Origin of the sequence: Photorhabdus namnaonensis, from assembly GCF_001684335.1 — a bacterium.
Taxonomy (GTDB): domain Bacteria; phylum Pseudomonadota; class Gammaproteobacteria; order Enterobacterales; family Enterobacteriaceae; genus Photorhabdus; species Photorhabdus namnaonensis.
Genome location: NZ_LOIC01000005.1, coordinates 79,041 through 101,021, shown reverse-complemented (window position 1 = coordinate 101,021; position 21,981 = coordinate 79,041). Strand labels below are relative to the sequence as shown.

Below are 21,981 nucleotides of genomic sequence, written 5' to 3'. Positions count from 1 at the left end.
GAAGATATTAGCCCGACGGGGACAGTGATCCAACCGCATACGAAAAGAGACATAAACACATACCATCCAAAGCCTTCAAAATACATGACATTCCCTCATGAACCTATTATAGACTCTCGGAATATATCAGCAATCCTATCAACTCACCATAGCCCACTTGTAAATGTGTTGTGGCATGTGTTCATGATCTTTTCTCGGTTGCCTGTTCGCTGTGCGCTTTTGATGTGATAGCAATAAACTATACCCGTACTCATTGAAAGCCTTGTTAAACCAGTTTTTCAAAATATTCAATAGGAATAAATACGCTAAAAATTAGCCGCAAATATATTTAATAGCTGTTTTGTTTACTTTATCTTGCCATTATGATTTATTAGCGCGTGGCATATTATATGTACTTTCCTATACTGGGGTTATGGTGATACTTCTGCGTTATATGGTTTTTTTATATTGAAAGTAAAGGATTCAGTTTTAAAATAAGACTAAAATTTATCTTATTCACATAATAAAAAATCCATAGTATAGTATTAATAGAAAATTCGTCTGGATGAAGAAATTGAATCTACGTTTTTTTGTTTTTGGAAAGCTAATCTCCGTTTTACTATTACACGATGCTCTATTGATAAATAAATATGAAACTTACAAAAAACCACCTAATCAAGCTGCTACCAGTTGTTGCACTCTTCATCTTTTGCCTTTTAGCTCATATGGCTCTAGGTTATCGCTTAAAAATAGCGTATGTATTCGCTATATTCTTTATTTTTCTATTGCTAAACAAAGTCACTGTGGTTTACAGGCCCCTGCTTATCGTTCTTGGTATAGTAGCGCTTGTTTATGCTCCTATTATCGGGCTTACATATGGTTCACCAAACTTCAACTCAATTCTTTCGTTATTCTATACAAACGAACAAGAAGCTAGTGAATTTATTTCTTCTATTCCAATTGAATACTATCTTTTTAGTACGTTTATCCTGATCTTTTGCTTGTTGTCTTTGAAAATAAACATTAATCTGCATAAAAATATTAACATTTTTCTATTCTCTTTTACGTTAATTACGATAATACATCACCCTTTAAAAGCTTTTATACAGGGTGAGGAATTCAATATCCTTAACTCTGGGCTTCCTGAAATTAGAGTAGTTAAAGATGTCACTATCAACTTTATAAGGGTAAAAAGTGAATATAAAAAAATGCAACAAATACTAAGTGAGAAAGATACGTGGGGAACGGTATCGACAGAGCCAAAATATAGCACCTACATTGTTGTGATTGGAGAAAGTGTACGTAGAGATTTTATGAATGCATATGGATTCCCGATACACAATACTCCTTTTATGGGCGCTGCCAATGGGACGCTTTTTACAAATTATATCTCAGCAGGTCCATCGACCCAGATATCATTGGCAAACTCACTAGCAATGGTCAAAGATGGTAAAAATATTTTAAGCAATAATATTGTGACATTAGCAAAAAAAGCTGGTTTTTATACCTACTAGATATCAAATCAAGGTTCTATGGGGATATTTGATACTCCGGTTGCCAGTATGGGAGCAAGGGCTGATTCTCCATTATTTATTAAAAAAGGTGAATCCAGTTCTGGTCTTAACATAAATATTCCTGATACAAATATAATACCAATCATGACAAAAGCCTTAGAAGATAAGAAAGAAAAGAAGCTAATTGTTATCCATTTAATGGGTTCTCACTCCCCTGCTTGTATCAGAACAAATTATGAATACAAGGTATTCTTTAAGTCAGAACAGGTCTCTTGCTATATACAGGGTATTGAAAACACTGATAACTTGCTATCAATAATTGCTGATGAGGCACAGAAAAATGAGAAGAATTGGTCTTTAATGTATTTTGCCGATCATGGCGTTTCTTTCTTTGAGAAAGATACTAAGAAAATGAGGCTTGCTCATAATGATAAATATAAGCAGAATTATTAGGTTCCTATGTTTATTACCTCTTACGATGATACGTCACGTAATATTATTAACGTTCAACGCAATTCAATGAACTTCTTAACACTATTCTCAGAGTGGACAGGTATCAAAGAGCCTACAATACCTGAAAATTGCAAAATGCTGTCTAATGAAATATGTGAAAATCAAGATGATGTTCTGAACTTTAGTAATAACATCATGAAATATAGCTCATTGCCGGAAGATAAAATCCCTGAATGAATTTCATATTATGAAAAATACAGACAGGATATGTGTCGGACTTGATTTATAAATACGTGAGCGCTGTTATTATGAACTATTTAATGGATAAATTTTTTAGATGAAAACATTATTATCTCTGTTTGGGTGGAAAGAAGCTAGCATTGATGATTATCGTCAATGCTACAGTATGTACGGTGGGGGATTAGCAACACACCCCGTTGTTTTAGATTTCATTCATAAACATTTTAAATGTGATGAAAAGTACTATGTACAGAAAGTGGTATAACATCAAGCACAGGTGGAGACTCATCCATTAACATAACTAACACATATATTATGATAATGGGATGGTATCGTACTGTTTGATTTAAAGTGACCTTAGTTATTTCAGGCTAAGGTCTAACTTTCCTAAGCCAGGGGCGAATAAAAACTCGCCATAAAGCTAACTTTATTTGAGTAAAGATGGATCTTTTCCTATTCTTTTCGTCAAATTTTGTTGACGAATATACTCGCTCTCCGATTGATGAATTTAAGGAGTGAAATGAAGCATTAACAACAGGGGGAATAACACCTTTTAGTTTGATAACACCTTGTTCTCTTAACATCTTCCATTCATCAGCAACAAATCTTACAGGCAGCAAGTATTGATATAATTTTTTTGCTGCGGCTAAATTCAACACATACCCATAAGCGCATGCTGCATCGATTACACTAACAATATTATGGTTATCAGTCAGAGGCTTTTTGAATGAATCGAAATATTCATTAGTCGTATTTAGCAAAAAAACATAGGGGGTTGGACTTAAAGCCATAGGATGGTTTTCCAGAGATGATAATACTGTGGTTAGATTTTCGTTGAAAGTCACGTCATCCTCTAGGATGAGAGATAGGGGGATTCTATTGTCTATGATTTTTTTGTATGTATTTAAATGGCTCAGTGAACACCCAACTTCACCTAGTGTGAGTGTCATCTCATTAAAGTTAGGGCAATACTTCCAGAGTTGTTCCTTACCCTGCTCTTTTCCATACACTGCGGTTACAAATTCAGCATCAAGATTTATTTTTTGTAGTTGTTCTTGTATCGATTTTTTTCGTCCTACATCTTTCTTTAGATTAATGACAAACGTTTTCATAATACACTCTATGATTTAACTCTATTTAATAACAGGCTACCATATGGAACAATCCTCAGACAAGTAGCTAAATTTCAAAAAAATATTAACCCGAATTTTGCATCATTACTGATGCACTACCAACAAACTGAATTTTATTGTCATAATGCCTCTATGTCACTATACCCAAGAAACTTCAAAATGCAGTTTTTAGCACTTGAAAATGGTCGTTAATTCTAGACGTCAACGAGTCCGCTATATCAGGTAGCGTTGTGGTGAAAAATTTGAATACTTTGTTTCGAAATAACGGTTATTTCGAACATGTTCATTCATGACCTTCCATGATAGCTCTATCGGGTTTAAATTTGGGCTGTATGGCGGAAGGTAATGTCACTCAATATTGCTAACATAAGCCCAATCCTTTACAAGATGAGCTTTGTTGTAGCCTGCGCCATCCACAATAAGATGAATTTTTTGATGATAGTTAGGATAAGACCTTCTTATTTCATTGAAAAAACAGCAAATGTTGTAATCATTGATGGTCTGAGGGGCAATAAGCCCCTGTTATTACTTATATTACTTAGGCTGTTCCGGCCATTGGATATCAGGCGCGGTAGAGCAATCCACTCGATTGAGCCGCCTCCGGTATTTATGCCATTTGGTTATTATAGATTTCTCTGTATCGGTTGCCATACCTAAATCAACAGCGCCCTATAGTGGAGCTATAGTTGAGGTGGCGTCAACAAGCAAAGTTTTTTTCAAATTTTCAGTTTGTGAAACCAGAGCTGCCCGTTCACGTTGCAGGGATTTTTCCCATGATTGACCATTCCAGACGTCAAAATCACTGGTTGGTGATTGGCTGGTCACCTTTGATGGTAGACTCCCCAACCGTTCAATAATGATTTCTTGTCCTGTTTTAGTATCGTAAACAACCGCCCAACGATGGTCCTCATGATAGCGCCATTCTTGAGAGGTAGAATCAAACGTAATAGCGTAACCATGTTTAGCTGCTGGTGGGGCAGCTCCATTGTGCAGTACGGAATTAATAGCGTGGACTCGTCACAATATCCGTCAGAACCTCCAATTAATTCATGGGCATCACTCGTATAATTATAGATTTTAATGATTCCAGATGTGTTTGTATTCATATGATTAAACCTATCGTTAACTGATTCGATACCACGCCATTAACATGACATAAGCATTGGTAACACTAATATTCTGACCGCGCCCTGTATTACCTGTTATTCCGGAAATCGTATGTACATGTGCACCAATACTCACGGTGTGAGAATGCGCTCCAGCAGAGGATATCCAGCCTGATTTATTGTATGAAAATACACCATCGTCACAGTCGTTTGCTGAGACACGATCATGAACGGGATTACCAAATTGCCCAGAGGGCGCGGTGAAATTATGACTATGGTTCCCGGTGGTATTTGTTGTTTTCATACCATAATCAAAACTACTGGTTGTTCCTGAGAAACTGTGTGTATGGGCTGGTAAATTATCAGCTGTTAAATTGACATAATCTTTGCCTCCAGTTGATAAAACGTTTGAACCATTTACAGCAGCTAACCGAACTGTTCTATTTTCACCAATATATTTCCACGTAGTGCCCGGAAATAGTGCATTTGGGTTTTTATTTTGTGCAAACCAAACCACAATTCCAACAGGATAAATGGTGTTGATATTAGCTGCACTTTTCGCCAACGCCACCGTTTCCGTCAAACCAAGGTTTTTTATAAACTCACTTTTATTAGGGATATCTGCGCCATTCTGGTTTTTTACCAATCTACTGTTAGCATTATCTGTAGCCCTATTCGCTTCATCATGAGCATTTTTAGCTGCCACATTTGCCGTATTTGCAAAATCGTATGCCTCCTTAATTGCCTTTGGCGTCGCAGCTAAGGTTTCACTTGCACTATTTGTCGCACTACTCAGTTGTACAATCCCTTTCTGAATCAATGAGGCATCAGAAACACCACTTAATTTGCTTTCAGCGATTTTTCTAACGTCATGAACCGCTTTTGGAGTCGCCGCTTGATCTTCTCTGTCAGAATTTGTCGCGCTGTTGAGTTGCGATATACCTTTCTGCGTCAGTGAAGCATCAGGAATTTCCGTGGTAATTTTATGTTTTAATGCTAAATCTAATTGCGTTACGAGTTTTTCCAGGTCACCATCATCCATAACGTCTTCACCGGTTTTTTCCGCAATATACTTCCCTATCACCGCGGCAATAACCGATGATTGTCGCCAAACTTTATTTAATCGTTCACTCCTTGCTATTCCTGATTTAAAACCCTCTTCAATAAAATCTGAACTTTCATATTCTTCTTGTGACAAAGTATTCGCGTTTTCACCAATGGCAAACGCTTTAAAATCATTTTTAGCCACTTCTAACCCTCCACTATATGGTAATTAACCGTTATCCCCATAGGTTTAAGCGAGAGATAACCCTGATGGATGATTTCTTTAGTAATTGTACTGATTGATTTTCCTTTAATCGTTACTGTGAATGACATATCCAAGTTATCTTCGAAAGATACCGATAGGCCATTATTTGAATGAATAAAACTCAGGATGTTATTAAGCGATTCAGCCGTTCCATCCCAGTTATTTGCGCCTATTCTCGCTTTAATGACAATTCGATAATTATCATCATCCAGTTTGATATAACTTTTATCACTGTCGAATCGCCCTTTCCATTGACCACTATCAAACCCTAACTCATTAATATCAAAGGAGAAGTAATAGGATTCAATTGGGGTCTGAATCATTCGATTTCTACCTACCCATTCACCAATAATATCAAGCTGTTTACCCTCCGCTTTATCAAGGTCAAAACTGCTAATCAGTAAATCTGTTGTCAGCGCATTCTGGTTGAAAATATCAGTCACAGCTTCAAGCATCCTGACATATTTTTTACCTTCCATGTGATATGCAGGAATCAACCTTATATATTTGTTCATTCTAGCACCGTAACTATTTTAATATTTTCAGGTGAGCACGTCGGCGCTTGATTAAATGCTATGTCAATGTTCGCCGTTCCTGTCGTCGATGCTGTTTTACCCACTATCACAGATAATACTTCATATGTCTGTCCACCGTTTTTATTGCATAAGTTTGCCGGTACAAATAAGCGAGTAACATATATTCCATCACCTATATAAAGAGATTTTATGTAGTTAGATACTTCAGTGCGAATATTATTACCAATATCTGATGTGTATCCGATAAAGGGTTTAATGTGTATTTCAACGTAAATTGGCACTAGTGTAGGGCGATAGAAGTTAATAGTTTTTTTATTGCCATAGTCATCGGTAATAGTTTCCGCGGTGGTGCCAAATGTCGGTATACCCGGTGTTTTCTTTATCAGAATGGCCCGGGCAATTTCTTTCGAGTCTCCACCATCAATGACAAGTGCAATGCTGTGTGCAGGTATGCCATTTTCATCTGTTTTGTCCGAGTCGTTGTCGTATCCCCGGTAACGTGAAACCCCATGCAGATTGGCAATTGCCCCCATCAGTCCATCCATAATGGTTCTCGAAGGCAGCGCAACGGAAACCGCTTGCCGTATCCGCAGTTCTATATCGGTTTCAATTCCCCGACCAAGTGTAGCCGCAACCGGGTTCGTCACGGTTTGCCAGCCCAATGTTGGCGTAGCAATTTGGTTAACCGTGTGAGGCAATGCGCCAATCGCACCCGATTTTTGACAAATCGCGGTCACAATAGCCTGCCCGTGTGTATCTATAATGACTTCATCCGGTAGTGACCAGGTGTTTCCCGCATCATCTCGGACGGAAGCGTTGCGAATAACTGTGCCCGTTCGGCCAGTGACCAAAACATCCACCGTTGAGTTACTGGAGCTTTTTCTGGTGATGCCGTTGATTTTGACATTACGAGAAAGCCCTTCACCCACCGCGGTTGTCGGGCTAAATGAGTTATAGGAGGCAACAGTTGCGTTGTTACAACCGTGAATAACGTAGGCTATCAGCGATAAAAAAACCCCGTCTTTACTGTCAGATTCAATGTAAATATCGTCCCCATAAATATCCCTGAATATCGTCTTCCAGCTATTCAAGATGGTTTGATAATCAGGAGCATTGATCCCATTTTTATCAATAGCAGGTAACATTGTGTTGATAATACTTTCATACATCAGCAGTTACTCCTGTCTGTCCATAAATCGTGTCTATCGTGACTGTAATGGTGATTTTTCTTGTGGCAGGATTTCTTTCACTACGGTAGTGGGTGATGTTCTCCACACCTGGCGTTTGCAATATTCGTTGTCTAATAACCAAATCATAAAAACCCGATGTTCCTTTACCCAATACGTTGTCGTAATCGGTTCCCTCTCGGTCATCAAGAAACCATTCGCCACTACGCAGCATCAGTCGAGTTTTCACTGCTTGTGCAACCGCTTCCGGTGAGTTGATAAGAAAACTCGCCTCTCCACGACCAAATACATAGTCGTTGTCAATTTCTCTTCTGTATCTCATTGAGGTTTCCCCGTCTTACCACCACCTGATTGCACGCCACTATGTATATGGTTTTTAAGGCTGATCCCTGCCGCTGTTACATCATTACTCACCGTGACAGGTCCTTGTATGGTTGCGGTGCCACCGCCAGCGCCCATGCCTTGTGATAAGTTGCCGTTGATGGTGACGTTGCCGTTCAGGATGATTTCAGGTGAAGTGATTTCAGTACTGCCATTGGCTGTAGCGGTAAGCTTCGTCGGTGTGATAACCGTGATGTTATGGCTATTAGGATCGAGTTCGATATACGCCGCACCATCATCACTTCTCAGTTGCGCGGTGTTAGTGCTGATATTAGTTATTTTTTGCTGCTGAGATTGTGGGCCAACAATCGCAAATCCGTCGGATAGGTTATGCTGCCTGGGATCTACCGGCTCTTGTACACCGCCAGATTGCCACCAATAATCGATGCAACGATCAGCAAATACAACCAGACATTCATCACCGGCTCTTACCGGGAAGGTTAACGTCACGCCACCGCCCCTCGGGAATATAACCGGCACATCCACTAATAGCGGCAAGGATACCGATTCCAGTTCCCCGTCTTTTTTCCTGATTTTCCATCTGATGGCTGGTTGTGCGGTAACAGTTACCGCATCAGCATCAAATGATTGAATAATGCAAGGCAAGGAGACATACAATCCGGCGCTAATGACTTCTTGCATAGCAAAAAAGACCGCTTCGGGCCTATTTAGTCGTTCGTCAGTATTTATCATTCGCTCTCTGCCTTATCCTTATTATGAGTTGATTGATTCAGCAAAGTATGATCGCTCTTGGCGATACACATTATTGTCATGTACCACTCTGTTTCGCGGGTATCGCCGGAATACTCCACATTGAAGACAATGTAATCACCGTCAGCGTCCAATATTGCCGGTTGTGTTTTTGCATCCTTATGATCGCCAGACTGAGCAGCTTGTTTAGTCTCCGGATCAACCGGTTTGATTGAGCGGTTATCCAGTCGAATTAATGTACCAGGGCGGATATTCGGATTAATTAAGCATTTAACGTTAATACCTGAGCCAATAGTTTGTTCAGGCATACCAATAAGACCTGTTTTTGATGTAAGGACAATGGCTTCAGTTAAGTATTTATTTTTGGGTACAATATGTAATTGGTTATCTTCATAGCGCCAATTAGCGTCACATTGCTTTGCCAGATTAGAAACCTCATTGCGGTGCATGCCAAAAAGTACTTTTCCCCTAGGGGATGCTGATTGATTGAATTCAGGGCGTAGACCTGCCGTAATGCCATATTTGGCAATATCACGCATTAGCAAATGATCTAAATCCGCTTGCGAATATCCCGCTGCAATAGTGGTATTCACGGTCGCGTAATTGTGGGCTTCATCCCCGTCCGCTGCATGAATCACAACACAAGTATCCGTTGCGTTGTCTCTTTTTACATACGTATACTGAATTTGACCTGAGAATATTTGTCCTGAGTTCTCCTTGTAACCCGCCACAAATTTAATCTTTTTAAATTCATTTTTACGTAATTTATTACTAGTTTCGTTATTGAGGTTATATATAGTAAAAATACCGGTAGCAGGATTGGAAGATTCCGTTCTGCTAATGTTAAATGTGATTTTCAGGTCTGATAAATTTACTTTTTCGCCATCTTTGTCTACAACGATAAGGTGGCATTCTCTTATCCATTGTTTTGACATAATTCACCTAATATATAGAAATAGAAAAACCGCAATTAAGCGGCGTATTTAATAAATCATGTGAAACTAAAAATTTCTGGCTTATAAACGACAAAGGGCACTATTACTAATGCCCGTTAATAAGGCTTGTCATCACCTCTTTACTGTACTTGACTTCCTACTGCCAAAAATCTTATCTCCCCAAAGAGACATATTATAAAAACTTATGCTACCGCTTTTTTACTACCGCGCAACTTTCCCTGCTGTTCACAACATGCAACCTTGCATTTAAAAGCATCTGGAGCTGCTTTCTTCAAAATATCAACAGCCGCACCCATTCTTGCAAATACACCTCGTGTATCGAACCTGACTTCTTTCTTGGATACGCTTTGCTCTTTCATATGTACCTCTCAGGGAGTCTCTCGAGCACTCTTTATTAAGGATAATCGTCATATCACACTAACAGTGGCCATCTAGTATTTTCATAACAAAATCTTATATCGTCATTGCAAATTTATCAAAGGCTGCCTGTAACCCAGTAACATCTGAAACCATAATATATCCGCATTTATGCATTGTAAAACCAAAGCTCGCATAGTAATCACACAACTCTGAAACAGGTTCCATAATATAGACACCTTCAGCTTCTACCGCCACACTAAACAAATATGCAGACATCAAGGTAAGGAGAACCATGCGCCCTGTTAAAGGGTGGTTTTTATCATTTCTAGAAAAATTTTCAATCATGTGAATTCTGAAAATTTTATCATTGACACCATACAAGCAAAGAGCCGCCCCAGAAGGTACTACTTCTATTGCTGTATTCACTAATTTCACACAAAATTCAAACCTATCAGGATCATTTCCATACTCTGCTAAACCAAATTCCCATTCCAATGCTCCAAAACCACCAGCGAGAATTTTAAAGTCCTGATCAGTGATAGGATTTACAACTAATGGCACTCCTTGAGAATCAAGGATTAATTGTAGATTGTTCCTTACTAATTGACCAATCTCTTCCAGAGAAAGCATATCAAGATCCTTTAGATAACAATCTAATAGTTACATACAATAATTATCTATCCTTTCTCAGAGGAATTTACACATTATCCCAACATTCACTTAAAGGTATAGGTTATTTCCTATCAGGTGATAAGAGATAATATTTCTTGTAAGATCTTCCTTATCCACAACATTAATGTTCCTGTAACCTTAATAATTACTAGAACCTACAAAACCAATCTCATTTCCTAACAAGTAAAATAATATCGTAAATCACACCTGTTTTATTACCTACAATTCATATCACTCCTGAAATAAAACATTCAAGACATTCAATATATATTTTATTACCGTCCAAAGATATAGCCACTCTCGTTATTGGACACAATTTTTTATCATAACCACTTTGAAATTATATGTTACTCTCATCAAGTTAACTTACTACAAAGTATAACCTGTCCTCTTTACCAAGATTATTCCTGAAAGGTTTCTCCTGATTTATATCACCATAAAAAATTAATGAGCCGTTAAAACCAAGATGACGATATTGTTCCAATAAGTCAACCCCAAAAACCAACGGCAAACCTGTGACAATAAATTCACTGTCCAGCGTCATAATATCCAAAATCCAACCCGCGATATCACGCCACATCAATCTCATTTTATAATTAATGCCATTTAGCTGAATATCGAATTGCTGATTTTGAGGTGATAAAGGAATTTCTACAACCCTAGCCATTTCTTACCTCGCTCTATAATAAAATCAAGAATAATTTTTGGCATTGATGGCTTCACCGTAACTTTAGCTCCCATATTAACTACTGGTGCTGTATCTTCAGGATTTTTCATATTTTCCGCCGGTGCGGCCTTATTCGGTGATGTTTCAACAATAACAATTTCACGTAGGTTTAAAACTACCGATAGAACATTTTCACTGGTTTTATCCGTTGTGACACTGATATCTTTAATCAACATGTTTTTATATAAGCGCTTTCCCGTTACGACATCAAACGGTTTATGTGATGCTCTTAGGTCAAGTAACTGTTGATATATATCATGCGGACTGCTTCCAAGGCTCAGTCCGGTAGAAATATCAAATACCTTTGTTGTATCAATAATATCAAGCAGCGAACCACCACCCGCGAAACCTAAATCCATTCTTACTTCCGATGGGCTGTCATAAGCATGATCACTGAATGTTACCCCCTGCTGGACCGGATGATCGGTGATATTCGATACATCGGTATGGGTTTCTGAAATAACAACACTCGGTACAATAACACCTATTTTTCTCTTTTGCTGAGAAAACATGACTGATAATATATCCATTGTTATCTCACCTGTGTTTGCATATTTCTAAGCAGCATACTGTAAGTACGTTCTACCGTTTCTCCGGTTAGTCTTGCTGCTTCTCTCGGGGATTCAACACCGTTGACTTCAATATGATAATTGACTTCTCCTATTCCCTGTATATTATTGCTAGCAGATATTGGCACACGATGTAATAAAGCGAGAGTAAATACCTGATAGTTCATCATACTGTTGATATTTGCCACCGCACCATTGATCATTCTGCGATCAATGGGAATATTCTGCAAAGAGTGAGCTACATGATTTAAATGTCCAACCAGTTTTGTTGGTTTATTCGCTGGCGATGGCACTCCGATAATCGCTGTTTTGGTATGCTCTGATAAATAAGGATTATTACCATTTATCCCCACCATCATGTTATCAATCAATCTTTGTATCACATCAGAATTAGCCAATTTCATCATTCTGACTTTAGGATTATCTTTATTAACTGGCTGATTATTTTGTCCATCTGTTACCGCCTTATCTGACTTTTGCATGACTACAGGAGCATTACCAGGAGTATCTGCCGCAAATTGAGAATGTCCTTTCGGAAGGGTGTTTTCTTCACGTTTATCTACCCAATTCCCTTTTTCATCCCAATAGGCATTACCTTCCCCAATCAGAGCAGCACAAAAATCATGCCAAGTTTTCGCGGTCCTAATTCGCTGAAAGTAGTCATATCCACCAAAAGTCCGATTAAGTGCTTTATCGATATATGGCTCTGATACAACAGCAACTGCCCCTGCAATTCCCGCTTTACCTAACATTCCACCTCTGGAGACAGATTTTGACACTTGAGCCAAATTAAGAATCGCACTTGTCACACTGGATATTCCTTTGATCATCTTCGCAGCCCATGTCACTGCAATGAAGGTCGCAAATCCCTTTAATACATTTTTCCAACCACCAACAGCCTTAGCCCCCTGATTTATCCAACTAGAGATTTTTTCAATGGCTTTAAGGAATTCATTAATAGAGGGTTTCCATTTATCCCAATCAATAAAATGCTTACCACCTTCTTTCCAAACCTTATAGTCTTCATAAAGCAAGAGCAACGCCGCTGACAGTGCAGTAATCATCCCTATCGGCGAAGTCATGAAGGCTGTATTTAAGATTTTCCACGCAAATAGTAAGCCGCCTAGTGCTTTAATAACCGTTTTTGTACCGCCATCCAGTCTGTCCCACCAGCCAATTAAATCACTAATAGCTTCACCGACACGACTGACCAATAATGTTATGTCATCAGCCAAGTTCAGTATGACATTCAATACACGAGTAATAACCTTTTCTATTCTAGGGAAATTAAGCAGAATAGTTTGTTGAAATGATTCGACTCGTCCAGTTAATCCCCCCGCCAAATCCGAGCCTATTTTTTCTTTTATCATCCCAAACAAATTATCTAAGGCAGTTATGCGCACTATAAATTGGTGAGATTGCTGGGTTGCTTTAGTCGGGTTATAACCTATGGTTTTCGTCATGTCCTGATATTCAGTTGTATATTGACCAATCCCACGACGCATAGCCATCAAGGTATTGTCGTCAATACCCAGTTTGCGGGCGTATCGATTAGCACGATCCATCGGCATTTTCGATAACTGTTCACCCACCTGCGCCACCAAAGATGCTGTATCCCGAAGGCTGCCATTGACATCTCGGGTTTGAACACCAATGTTCCGCAATAATCCCTCACCACCTGGATTTTTATGTAGGAAATTAGCAACGCCCTCAAGAGATTGATTAAACCCTTCAACACTTCCACCTGCTTGACTGACCGCATAACCAATGGCTTTAATGTTTTCAGCCGTTGCACCTGTTTTCTGTGACTGCCAGTAAAGTTTATCCAATCCGTTAGCAACTTGAGTGGTGAAATTAATAACCTCTAGTGCTGCGTTTTTAATTTCCTCCCCCATTTTGAGAACATTAGCCGTGACTTCGGTGATAACAGCCATGAATTTACTCTGTCCGGCTTCATCAACATCAAACTTAAGCGATCCCAAGAAATCCTTAGTTGTTTCAACGTTATTGCTCATTTCGCCACCTCTCTATCATGGCCTCATTTTCCGATTTAACATCAAGGGCATCATTCATCAATGCAATATCAGCCAAGCCAAGAACACCGTTTTTTAATGATTCATAACGGCACATGCCCGCAATGACCGGGCGTAACAGGTAATCACGCCCTTTCGGGAGGGTTTCAAAATTTAAATTGGGTTGTCCTGGGATTACACTGCGCTCTCTAATGGGGCGAGAAAAAAATTTCCTAATGAGTCTCGAATAATAAAACCGACAATTTTCAGCAGTTCGAAGCCGTTAATGTCATCGAACATCAATACCTGTCCATCAGGTTCATAAATCCGACTCCAAATACCATTCTGTTCACGAGAAACCACTGATAAGCAAATATCATTAATTTCATGTCGGTTGGATTTTCCTAACGCGTTGATGGATTCAACCAGATAAGGGAGCACTTCTTCAAAGCCCGTGACTCCCTCATCATTTTTAGCTGTCACCATCTTTTTCATCAGTGGCCCAAGTGCCGGAATAGCCGGCGCCAAAGCCACTGCTAAATCCTGTTGCTGAAAAGCGTTTAATTTACCACCACGATATTTTTTACCATCAATTTCAAATTCCATAATCACTTATCCTCAAGCTCGCTCAAACTGCCACAGCATGAGTCCGATGTTAAAAGCTGCGGCAGATTTGAAGGCGATTTAACTGTTTGTGTAAGGAAACTGGTTAGAATGTGCCTAACATGATGTCAATTTTGCCGCAATCAAAGACCCAGGCAACGGTACTACCTGCTTTGCTATTCTGCAAATCCGGCTGCTTCTGAAAAGCGACAGAACGGGCAACAGCAATGTCGTTACTTTGCTTATTGCGAATAACAATCACATTATTACCCCATGCCGCCGACGAAAGTGATTGCGCACTGAGCATCGCGTTCAATTTGGCGTTTACTGAACTGGTCTTAAGTAAATTAACCGTGATGGTTCCTGACTTGGTTGCATGCAATGAATGCATGACTTCCCCGTCTGCACCGGTGGTCATGGTGTTTTTACTCTCCGACATGGTGACTGTAATTCCCTCATCGGAGAGCGCGGCGCCGTTGCCAAGATCAAAAGAGCCGCCAACTCCGGTAATAGAAGCGGAAACATCAAGAAAAGAATACGTAGCCATTTTCAACCCTTATCTGTTTACATTAATAATGACATCAGCGTAGTGAACAGCGCCTGCTAATTTGATAGCGCACTGAATAACCGGCGCTTTGCGAGCTTCCCGATCAGCCTGTGCCTGCGTTGCAATTGGCGGTGCGTAAACGTAGTAACCTTTGGTTAATGTCGCGCCAGTGTCCAATGCGCCAATCGGATCGCCTCCCCATACGCCATGAGCGATTAATCCGTTTGTCGCCGCTTGAGCCAGTGACTGTTCAACATTGGTGATTAGCCGTGTGACACCTTCATCAGTCTGTGGGATCTTGCTGGTGCTGGTGTAAAGCAGGTTATAAAGATTGTTTTGAACGTAGTTCTGCAACCAATCCAAGCCGTGGCGCTCATCGATGAAATCCCCATTCGCCATGACGCCTTCCTGAATAATGGCCGTATCGTTGTTGTATTTAACAAAAACGTTGCCATTTATCTTTTTCAACACATTGGCTTGCGTTGCGGTGAGGTTTTCTGCGGTTACAGCGGGCTCTTGTTTAAATTTCAAGGTTATAGTGGTGTTATTACCGTTGAAATTGACGGTAAACATGCGGCCCAACAGCGAAGCGACGGTGTAGGATTTACCGGTTGAATATTGCCAAAGGGTGCGTTGATAGTTTCTCTCTTTTAATTTTGAGCCGATATCAGTTTTAACATTAGCATCCAAGACATCTGCTTTTTGCACTGTATGTCCATAGATACGGGAAACAGATGCGGATTCAATGTAATCAGCAACAGAGAGAATATCGTCATCCGTCAGAGAGTCATCAGCAATAACCAGCCCATACCAGCCACTGGATACCGATCCCAGCGCCGCGACCGCCTCGGCAATGGTTTCTGCTTTGGTAGATTCAATCGCGGCAGCCCCTGATATTTCGTCCAGTTTTAATAAATCACCAATATAAGTTCCCGTCGTTGCCGGTGAAACATGACCTACCGTCCCCACAGAGTTCAACGTAACAGCAAAACGTGAAGAGGAACTATCATATGTGACCGAACAATCTTTCAACTTATCCGCTATCCGTTGGGCCACACCATTAAGATTGGTCTCTTTACTCAAATCGATGCCACCGTACACCGCTTCTTTACCGTTAATCGTCAACTTAAAAGAACCATCGGTGACAGTCGTAAATTTGTTGATGATTTGCTGCTGTTTGGTCAGCACCGCCCCCTGTAAAGAAGAGACCACATTATCCTTAGCCCATCGGCCAATATATAAATCAACCGGCCGTGGTGACTGAGAATAATAAAGCGCCGCAGCCTGATACTCCGGTGAAGTCAGCCCAAAATCAGCACCGACACCATCGATATCCGAATACCGGCGTAAACGCTCATGAGGGTTGATCACGTTGCTTGCGCCGATGATCAGTAACGCACCAAAGTTCCGAGACTGAGCCGCATGAGGAGCCATATTCAACGTGACGTTGATAATGTTTGAAACAGGTAATCCCTGCATAATTTAATCTCCAAAGAATTTAACAGGCGCTTCCACCAGTGATTTAACACCGTATTCACGCACCACTTTTCGCCGCAAGGTGATCGTCATGCCATAACGACGCACCCTCTGGTTATTGATGAGCTTTGGTAAAGAAATCAGCCAGCTAGATTTATCGACTGAAAGACCGAAACGCTCCAATTCGTCATTGTTCTGACCGACCGCCAGTCCATCGCGAAAACGAGCGCCGTACCGCTGGCAATTCGGGCCATAAAAGAAAATCAAACATACAATTTCTTCATGGCGCCATAATTTGACGCTCTCATCAGTCTGGTCCTTAAAAACAGGCGAGACATCCGAAATAAAATCGGTAATGTCAAAATCACACCCGTCATCATCCGCCAATACCGGGGGCAATTGTGCTGATGTCCATCGAGAACGCACTTTATCGTCAGGCAAACCAGAAACACCACACACCCAACAACTCAGTATGTGTTCTAACGCGTTATCGTACTCAGGGTCAGGAGTGACAGACGTTAACCAACCAGCTTTATCACTACTGTTGCTCATCAAAAATACCTCCATCAAACAGCAATAACCCACCCTGTGCCTGGGTAAACCAAGCCCTGCGTTGAGGATTTAGTTCTCAACATCGAGTTATGATTGATTTAATAGGGATACCGATCGCGAAGAAGGTAAAAAAATATGCGCAAGCGATTCGCGACGGCAAATACGAAAAAGGCCGCAACACAGTGCGACCTTGATAATGATGATTTAAATTTTCACTTATTTATCAGAGTACAATAAGAAGATACTTAATGTTCACTCATACCAAGCAGAATTGATTGCATAACAGTAATTTTTTAAACCGAATTTAATGGCTTAAATCCTATTTCCCCATTACCTGCAATATCCGAATGAAAAAAGCCCTGATATTTCTATCAGGGCTTATTCGCAACTTTAACTGATTAGTACACTACCATAGCTTTTTGCGTACGCGCAAGCTTTTTGTGTTTTTGTACTTCATCATCCATTTCTAACTTGATATCAAGCATAGCCAAACATCCCTGGACAAAACTTTCTCCCTTTTGCAACCGGGAACGTACTTCAATATCAGGCACTTTAATTAAACGCGCGATGGATCGTTTGGAAAGTCCTAAAGCGTAGTACATAAATAAAACTTCAATTTCTTCAGACTTATCTACCGTCTGCAACCTTGCGATACAAGCATCGATGATCAAGCCATCGTTATCACAGCAGGAAGGACGTAATGAACGAGTTGACGCAATTAAACCTTTAAATCCAGCCGCGATCGGTGGCCAATTAACGCCCGTGGCATCATCAACCCAACCGCCCCAACGCTCTAAAACTTGTTGAATATTGCGCATATATTTTGACCTTAACTTTTAGTAACAAATAGTAGTAAAAATTATTTTCACGATGGTCTCACGCATCCATGCATTCGGCATTATAACAAATTTCTCATTCTCTATTTTGGTGTTTCTTTGCTACGTAACTACGTCGTTTAAATACATCTGTTTACTTAGTCTATTAAATATAAATCGTAAACAATCCCTATTCTGGACCAAGCTTAATCTCAGAGGAAAACACATAATATCGTTGTTAATACGTATGGACATAAAGTGTTTATCTTCCTCATCTACGTATTTATTATACAAATTTATAATCTTCATTTAATCCTCTAATGTACCTTCCTTTAAAACGCTTAGTACCTAAAGCAACATACAGGCTCTTTATTATTTATCAAAAGTTTTCAAGCAACATGACACCCCCTTTTTTATTATGAGATGAAAAATGCATTAAATAAAAAATAGCACAGATTTTTTACCTCATGGATATTTAAGTGTAAAAAATATTTTGAATCGACTTTGAAATCCATCATGAAGTGCCGATTAAGAGTGATTGCCACACCTATGACGCAGGCACAAAAACCAGTTTGTTTACATGGTGATAGGCAACCAACCGGTACAAATGTGAGATCTCAACAATCCTATTCCAAATATCTCCACCAGATTAAACCCGACATTTAAGATATCAACAGGATTAATGTCGCTAGCGATAAATTACCGATTATCAGGTAAATACCTACGTGAAAAGTTTTAACACTGTCAGATATATCCCCTTCTGAACAATGAGATTTTTGAACCCATGTTATTGGGTAGATAGTTAGCAAAAATACTCTTCTGAGCTGAAATTGCTTTGTCTGATACTTTTTTGCAACATCAATATCTTCCGCTATTTTCTATCCTACCCTACCTTATTTTCAGCTTTAACCAGACGAATAGAAGGATACACCTCGATAGCAAATATTTTTTCATGCTGGAGAACTGATACCTCAAATACCAATATTTTTCTCTGTTAGTTTTTACCAGCGAAAATAAGTCCGCATTATTCTCAAGTCTGATATCCTTTATTCTTGGTCACTCTGTTTCATTTCGAGCTATCTGACAGTGAGTTTCACTATACGATAAATTCAGCTACCCACTTAAACTGGAAATGATAATAGAAAATAGCAAAACAAACTGGATATATAAACAGTTCAATATGAAATGAAGCAAGAAAAAAGCCGTTATCTTCTGAAAAGATAACGGCTTCTTATTTGATTTGGTGCCGGCTACCGGAGTCGAACTGGTGACCTACTGATTACAAGTCAGTTGCTCTACCAACTGAGCTAAGCCGGCGTATTTCAGAGGTAGCCCCTGAAAGCGAGCGCAGTATATTACAACCCAACGCAAACAATCAAGCATAAATAATAGATTATTTAAAAATATTACCAAAACACTTATCATTAGTGACATACTCAACGGCATACCATGACTTGCAAGCCCACTAACACAAGGCTACTGCCATAAATTCCCAGAACTTCTTATTATAATGCAACCAACAATCTGATTATTTTCAACATCAAAAAAACAGCTCATTTACTGACAAATCAGAAATAACAACAAAATGTTTTATGACTATTGTTACCTATTAGAAAATAACCACTGGTCATAAAGCAACCTTATCGCCCAGAGGCAATGGAAAATTAAGACATTCAAGAGACAAGCCTAATAGCTTTCTTCTCATTGTCAGAATCACAATTTTTTCACTTTCCTTTGAATTATTACCAATGGGAAATAGTTGACTAATATAAATGCAATGTGCTATTTAAATTAGATGCAAATCAAAAAAATTAAATCAGGTATGCGCTAATATTAAGTGTAAATTAAATCATTTCCATAGGTTATTATAACTCAAGATCATTAAATACGAGGTAAATCATGTTGGGCAAAAATAACTTGATTGCACATCAAGTCTTATTTACCTTCAAGGATGGAATAAGCTGGGATTGTGAAAAGGCGATATTAGCAGAGAAGGTGACTTTAAATCATATAAATGAGATAAGTGAAATAAAAGGATGGTTTTGTGGCCGCAGTACGGTAGACAGAAAGCAATCAGTTGACTTTAGTTTAATTGGTTACTTTGAAAGTTACGAAGACCTGAACATATATATGCATCATCCCGATCATATAAAAGGCGTGGTGCTATGGAAAGAAATAAGTACATGGACAGTTTCGGATATTATTATTGACATAAATAAGTTGATCAATTTTACTCAGTTAATAGGGAAGTCGTATGGAGTTTGACGAAAACCTACATAAAAGTGTCGTCGTTATCGCTGATAGTCTGCCACTTGGGTTAGCCATGAACGCACTGAGCGTCATTAGTGTTTCAATTGGCAGAAACATTAACGGCATTGTAGGGCATGATGTCTTTAGTAAAGATAGCATTTGTTATCCCGGTGTCATTAAAACGCCTTTGCCTATTTTGAAAGCAAGCCATGATGTACTGGATGCTATTCATAATGAATTAAAATCTAACGATAATTTTAAATTGAGCCCTTTTTCCTGTTTAGCGCAATCATGCAGAACCTATGAGGAATACGAAGGAAAATTATCTGATGAGCATTCCGATGAATTGAAGTTATCCGGAATTGGCATAGTTGGACCAAAGAAAGATATCAATAAACTCACTGGCAACTTACCACTTTATAAATAACCAGGTAGCATATATGTATTCCATTTTTAGAACTGATCTTCATGAGTTAGGGCTGAAGTACCTTGCCGAATTAAAAAGATATCTGTCTGGCGAGATAGATATCCCGGTATTGGAAAAAATACAATATGAAAAGTTGAAAGAAATCATAAACTATACGAAGAATGGTTCAACTTTCTATCAAGATCGCCTAAACGCAATAAATCCAAATGATGATGATAATTTATCCTCATTTATTAAAAAACTGCCCTTTACCACAAAATTAGACTTAAGTAAGGCAGGGAATACGATATCTTCAGATAGCTTGAGTCATGCCTGGATATATTATGAAACCACAGGGACAACTGGGCCATCAACGCCTTGTCCTCGCAATGAAATAGATTCTTTAGTCAATAATAGCTTCCTGACTCTGCAATATGAGTCTATTTTTAATCAGGAAGGCAAACAACACATTATTGGCGTGATGGGTCCAACGGAATTGCACTCCACTGGAGATACCTTTGAAGATGTATTTCGCAGTTTAGGACATACCGTTATTAAAATGTGGCCTCGTTCGCCCGTTGTCGGCATGCATAGAGTACTCAGGTTGATACAAGACCTCAAAATAACCGCTTTAGTTTGCACACCCGCGGTCGCCGCTGAGTTGTTAAAATATTGCCGAGACAACGCATGTGACGCAAAAGAATTAGGTATCGAGATCATTTTAGTGCTTGGAGAACTTATTACGCCAAATAGATTAAGGAACTTATCTCGGAATTGGGGCGCTAAAATTTACAACTGTATGTATGCCTCACAAGAAACGTCAATTCTGGCGGCTTGTAACGATACCAATAAGCTTATTACTATTCCATACAACAATTATTACGAACTCATTTGCCCTTTTACTCAGCAGAAACTCAATGTTGGTGATAATCACGTTGCTGGCGAATTAGTGATTACCCATTTATATAAAGGGAATAAACCTCTGATTCGATACAAAACAGGGGATATGGTTCGGTGTAAAGCAATTGGCTTAAATCAATGGGAAATAGAACCCATCGGCAGAGTAAAAGATGTATTAGTATTAAACAATGCTAATGTATATGCTTTTGATATTGAAAATGCCATCTTTGAAGAGCTCGAATATTGTTTTGAATATTTTATTGAAATCAACAATACAGCCGGTACAGATGAGCTTAAGATCACTTTAGAGCCGTGTGACGAATTACATGATGCGTCACTCATTAGTAAGATAAAGCAAAAAATGGAATCCAAATTCAATATGAATGTCGACATCCATGTAGGAGATGTCGGTGGACTTATTGGAACCGCGGCAATGGTAAGCTGGAAAGCAGCACGTATCCATGATCTGAGAGATGATACCAACAATATTGAACGAAATTCGGCTTTAGAAATCATGAAAAAGAGGGCAACTAATAGCCTATTACAATAGGCGTAATTGTTGCAGGCCGTACTTATAAATGAACAGA

General features: G+C 39.3%; 21 protein-coding genes, 1 tRNA gene and 3 pseudogenes. 4 read left to right on the top strand and 21 right to left on the bottom strand.

Translation table 11 applies throughout. The features are described from left to right. The first annotated feature begins 629 nt into the window (after nucleotides 1-629). Nucleotides 630-1,946: pseudogene (locus Phpb_RS26450) on the top strand (phosphoethanolamine transferase family protein). 611 nt (nucleotides 1,947-2,557) lie between these two features. On the opposite strand, the gene Phpb_RS00900 reads toward Phpb_RS26450, so the two are convergent. From Phpb_RS00900 to Phpb_RS00810, 21 genes and pseudogenes are all read right to left on the bottom strand, one after another. After that, the gene (locus tag Phpb_RS00900) at nucleotides 2,558-3,298 is read right to left on the bottom strand and encodes a glycosyltransferase family 25 protein (RefSeq protein WP_065388764.1); all 741 of its coding nucleotides are present in this window, start codon (nucleotides 3,296-3,298) and stop codon (nucleotides 2,558-2,560) included. A gap of 175 nt (nucleotides 3,299-3,473) precedes the next feature. Continuing rightward, nucleotides 3,474-3,823 (bottom strand): annotated as a pseudogene (locus Phpb_RS24305) (transposase); the annotation flags it as partial. Between the two features lie 30 nt (nucleotides 3,824-3,853). Continuing rightward, nucleotides 3,854-4,267, bottom strand: a pseudogene (locus Phpb_RS26440) (tail fiber assembly protein). Between the two features lie 174 nt (nucleotides 4,268-4,441). After that, a complete protein-coding gene (locus Phpb_RS24290; protein WP_082302500.1) occupies nucleotides 4,442-5,674 on the bottom strand; it encodes a phage tail protein in 1,233 nt (410 codons plus the stop codon). Nucleotides 5,675-5,676: 2 nt separating this feature from the next. Further along, nucleotides 5,677-6,249, bottom strand: a complete 573-nt coding sequence (locus Phpb_RS00880; protein ID WP_065388761.1) for a DUF2612 domain-containing protein — start codon at nucleotides 6,247-6,249, stop codon at nucleotides 5,677-5,679. Beyond that, nucleotides 6,246-7,439, bottom strand: coding sequence for a baseplate J/gp47 family protein (locus Phpb_RS00875; RefSeq protein ID WP_065388760.1), 1,194 nt, complete (start codon nucleotides 7,437-7,439; stop codon nucleotides 6,246-6,248). Before Phpb_RS00875 ends, Phpb_RS00880 begins: the two co-directional genes overlap by 4 nt. Then, nucleotides 7,432-7,779, bottom strand: coding sequence for a contractile injection system sheath initiator (locus Phpb_RS00870; RefSeq protein ID WP_065388759.1), 348 nt, complete (start codon nucleotides 7,777-7,779; stop codon nucleotides 7,432-7,434). Before Phpb_RS00870 ends, Phpb_RS00875 begins: the two co-directional genes overlap by 8 nt. Then, a complete protein-coding gene (locus Phpb_RS00865; protein WP_065388758.1) occupies nucleotides 7,776-8,531 on the bottom strand; it encodes a phage baseplate assembly protein V in 756 nt (251 codons plus the stop codon). The genes Phpb_RS00870 and Phpb_RS00865 overlap by 4 nt, the downstream gene beginning before the upstream one ends. Beyond that, on the bottom strand, nucleotides 8,528-9,484 hold the full coding sequence (locus Phpb_RS00860; protein ID WP_065388757.1) for a phage protein: 957 nt from the start codon (nucleotides 9,482-9,484) through the stop codon (nucleotides 8,528-8,530). Before Phpb_RS00860 ends, Phpb_RS00865 begins: the two co-directional genes overlap by 4 nt. 203 nt (nucleotides 9,485-9,687) lie before the next feature. After that, nucleotides 9,688-9,864, bottom strand: a complete 177-nt coding sequence (locus Phpb_RS25800) for a hypothetical protein (protein WP_165603258.1) — start codon at nucleotides 9,862-9,864, stop codon at nucleotides 9,688-9,690. Between the two features lie 94 nt (nucleotides 9,865-9,958). Next, a complete protein-coding gene (locus Phpb_RS00855; RefSeq protein WP_065388756.1) occupies nucleotides 9,959-10,495 on the bottom strand; it encodes a hypothetical protein in 537 nt (178 codons plus the stop codon). Nucleotides 10,496-10,898: 403 nt separating this feature from the next. Next, on the bottom strand, nucleotides 10,899-11,204 hold the full coding sequence (locus tag Phpb_RS00850; RefSeq protein ID WP_065388755.1) for a phage baseplate plug family protein: 306 nt from the start codon (nucleotides 11,202-11,204) through the stop codon (nucleotides 10,899-10,901). Beyond that, entirely contained in the window at nucleotides 11,189-11,794 is a 606-nt protein-coding gene (locus Phpb_RS00845) for a phage baseplate protein (protein ID WP_065388754.1), read from the bottom strand. The genes Phpb_RS00850 and Phpb_RS00845 overlap by 16 nt, the downstream gene beginning before the upstream one ends. Before the next feature lie 2 nt (nucleotides 11,795-11,796). Next, nucleotides 11,797-13,848, bottom strand: a complete 2,052-nt coding sequence (locus Phpb_RS26215) for a phage tail tape measure protein (protein WP_065388753.1) — start codon at nucleotides 13,846-13,848, stop codon at nucleotides 11,797-11,799. Beyond that, the gene (locus tag Phpb_RS27445; protein ID WP_411179146.1) at nucleotides 13,838-13,906 is read right to left on the bottom strand and encodes a DUF6889 family protein; all 69 of its coding nucleotides are present in this window, start codon (nucleotides 13,904-13,906) and stop codon (nucleotides 13,838-13,840) included. Before Phpb_RS27445 ends, Phpb_RS26215 begins: the two co-directional genes overlap by 11 nt. A 134-nt stretch (nucleotides 13,907-14,040) precedes the next feature. Beyond that, complete coding sequence (locus tag Phpb_RS00835) at nucleotides 14,041-14,451, bottom strand: phage tail assembly chaperone (protein ID WP_065388752.1); 411 nt, start codon at nucleotides 14,449-14,451, stop codon at nucleotides 14,041-14,043. A gap of 103 nt (nucleotides 14,452-14,554) precedes the next feature. Then, nucleotides 14,555-14,995 (bottom strand): DUF3277 family protein, encoded by a 441-nt coding sequence (locus tag Phpb_RS00830; RefSeq protein ID WP_065388751.1) that lies wholly within the window; start codon nucleotides 14,993-14,995, stop codon nucleotides 14,555-14,557. Between the two features lie 9 nt (nucleotides 14,996-15,004). Then, nucleotides 15,005-16,474 carry a DUF3383 domain-containing protein gene (locus Phpb_RS00825; protein ID WP_082302499.1) on the bottom strand — a complete coding sequence of 490 codons (1,470 nt, stop codon included), beginning with the start codon at nucleotides 16,472-16,474 and terminating at the stop codon, nucleotides 15,005-15,007. 3 nt (nucleotides 16,475-16,477) lie between these two features. Then, nucleotides 16,478-17,026: a phage neck terminator protein gene (locus Phpb_RS00820; RefSeq protein ID WP_420848316.1), complete on the bottom strand. Its 549-nt coding sequence runs from the start codon at nucleotides 17,024-17,026 to the stop codon at nucleotides 16,478-16,480. Nucleotides 17,027-17,421: 395 nt separating this feature from the next. After that, a complete protein-coding gene (locus Phpb_RS00815) occupies nucleotides 17,422-17,841 on the bottom strand; it encodes an antiterminator Q family protein (protein ID WP_065388748.1) in 420 nt (139 codons plus the stop codon). 1,238 nt (nucleotides 17,842-19,079) lie between these two features. Then, nucleotides 19,080-19,155, bottom strand: a tRNA-Thr gene (locus Phpb_RS00810). Between the two features lie 582 nt (nucleotides 19,156-19,737). Between Phpb_RS00810 and Phpb_RS00805 the strand changes: the two genes are divergently transcribed. From Phpb_RS00805 to Phpb_RS00795, 3 genes are read left to right on the top strand one after another with little or no spacing between them, the layout of a single operon-like run. Next, nucleotides 19,738-20,103 (top strand): Dabb family protein, encoded by a 366-nt coding sequence (locus Phpb_RS00805; protein ID WP_065388747.1) that lies wholly within the window; start codon nucleotides 19,738-19,740, stop codon nucleotides 20,101-20,103. Next, nucleotides 20,093-20,515 (top strand): DUF2000 domain-containing protein, encoded by a 423-nt coding sequence (locus Phpb_RS00800; protein ID WP_065388746.1) that lies wholly within the window; start codon nucleotides 20,093-20,095, stop codon nucleotides 20,513-20,515. Before Phpb_RS00805 ends, Phpb_RS00800 begins: the two co-directional genes overlap by 11 nt. A 13-nt stretch (nucleotides 20,516-20,528) precedes the next feature. Beyond that, nucleotides 20,529-21,944 (top strand): phenylacetate--CoA ligase family protein, encoded by a 1,416-nt coding sequence (locus tag Phpb_RS00795; protein WP_065388745.1) that lies wholly within the window; start codon nucleotides 20,529-20,531, stop codon nucleotides 21,942-21,944. Nucleotides 21,945-21,981: the final 37 nt, after the last annotated feature.

Excerpts from the sequence above, each read along its gene's own strand:
- Phpb_RS00830 (WP_065388751.1), bottom strand. The coding sequence starts at position 14,995 with ATGGCTACGTATTCTTTTCTTGATGTTTCCGCTTCTATTACCGGAGTT.
- Phpb_RS00815 (WP_065388748.1), bottom strand. The coding sequence starts at position 17,841 with ATGCGCAATATTCAACAAGTTTTAGAGCGTTGGGGCGGTTGGGTTGAT.
- Phpb_RS00855 (WP_065388756.1), bottom strand. The coding sequence starts at position 10,495 with ATGCTTTCTCTGGAAGAGATTGGTCAATTAGTAAGGAACAATCTACAA.
- Phpb_RS00805 (WP_065388747.1), top strand. The coding sequence starts at position 19,738 with ATGTTGGGCAAAAATAACTTGATTGCACATCAAGTCTTATTTACCTTC.
- Phpb_RS00835 (WP_065388752.1), bottom strand. The coding sequence starts at position 14,451 with ATGGAATTTGAAATTGATGGTAAAAAATATCGTGGTGGTAAATTAAAC.
- Phpb_RS00870 (WP_065388759.1), bottom strand. The coding sequence starts at position 7,779 with ATGAGATACAGAAGAGAAATTGACAACGACTATGTATTTGGTCGTGGA.
- Phpb_RS00900 (WP_065388764.1), bottom strand. The coding sequence starts at position 3,298 with ATGAAAACGTTTGTCATTAATCTAAAGAAAGATGTAGGACGAAAAAAA.
- Phpb_RS00875 (WP_065388760.1), bottom strand. The coding sequence starts at position 7,439 with ATGTATGAAAGTATTATCAACACAATGTTACCTGCTATTGATAAAAAT.
- Phpb_RS00795 (WP_065388745.1), top strand. The coding sequence starts at position 20,529 with ATGTATTCCATTTTTAGAACTGATCTTCATGAGTTAGGGCTGAAGTAC.
- Phpb_RS00850 (WP_065388755.1), bottom strand. The coding sequence starts at position 11,204 with ATGGCTAGGGTTGTAGAAATTCCTTTATCACCTCAAAATCAGCAATTC.
- Phpb_RS00860 (WP_065388757.1), bottom strand. The coding sequence starts at position 9,484 with ATGTCAAAACAATGGATAAGAGAATGCCACCTTATCGTTGTAGACAAA.
- Phpb_RS00865 (WP_065388758.1), bottom strand. The coding sequence starts at position 8,531 with ATGATAAATACTGACGAACGACTAAATAGGCCCGAAGCGGTCTTTTTT.
- Phpb_RS00800 (WP_065388746.1), top strand. The coding sequence starts at position 20,093 with ATGGAGTTTGACGAAAACCTACATAAAAGTGTCGTCGTTATCGCTGAT.
- Phpb_RS26215 (WP_065388753.1), bottom strand. The coding sequence starts at position 13,848 with ATGAGCAATAACGTTGAAACAACTAAGGATTTCTTGGGATCGCTTAAG.
- Phpb_RS00825 (WP_082302499.1), bottom strand. The coding sequence starts at position 16,474 with ATGCAGGGATTACCTGTTTCAAACATTATCAACGTCACGTTGAATATG.
- Phpb_RS00845 (WP_065388754.1), bottom strand. The coding sequence starts at position 11,794 with ATGGATATATTATCAGTCATGTTTTCTCAGCAAAAGAGAAAAATAGGT.
- Phpb_RS25800 (WP_165603258.1), bottom strand. The coding sequence starts at position 9,864 with ATGAAAGAGCAAAGCGTATCCAAGAAAGAAGTCAGGTTCGATACACGA.
- Phpb_RS00880 (WP_065388761.1), bottom strand. The coding sequence starts at position 6,249 with ATGAACAAATATATAAGGTTGATTCCTGCATATCACATGGAAGGTAAA.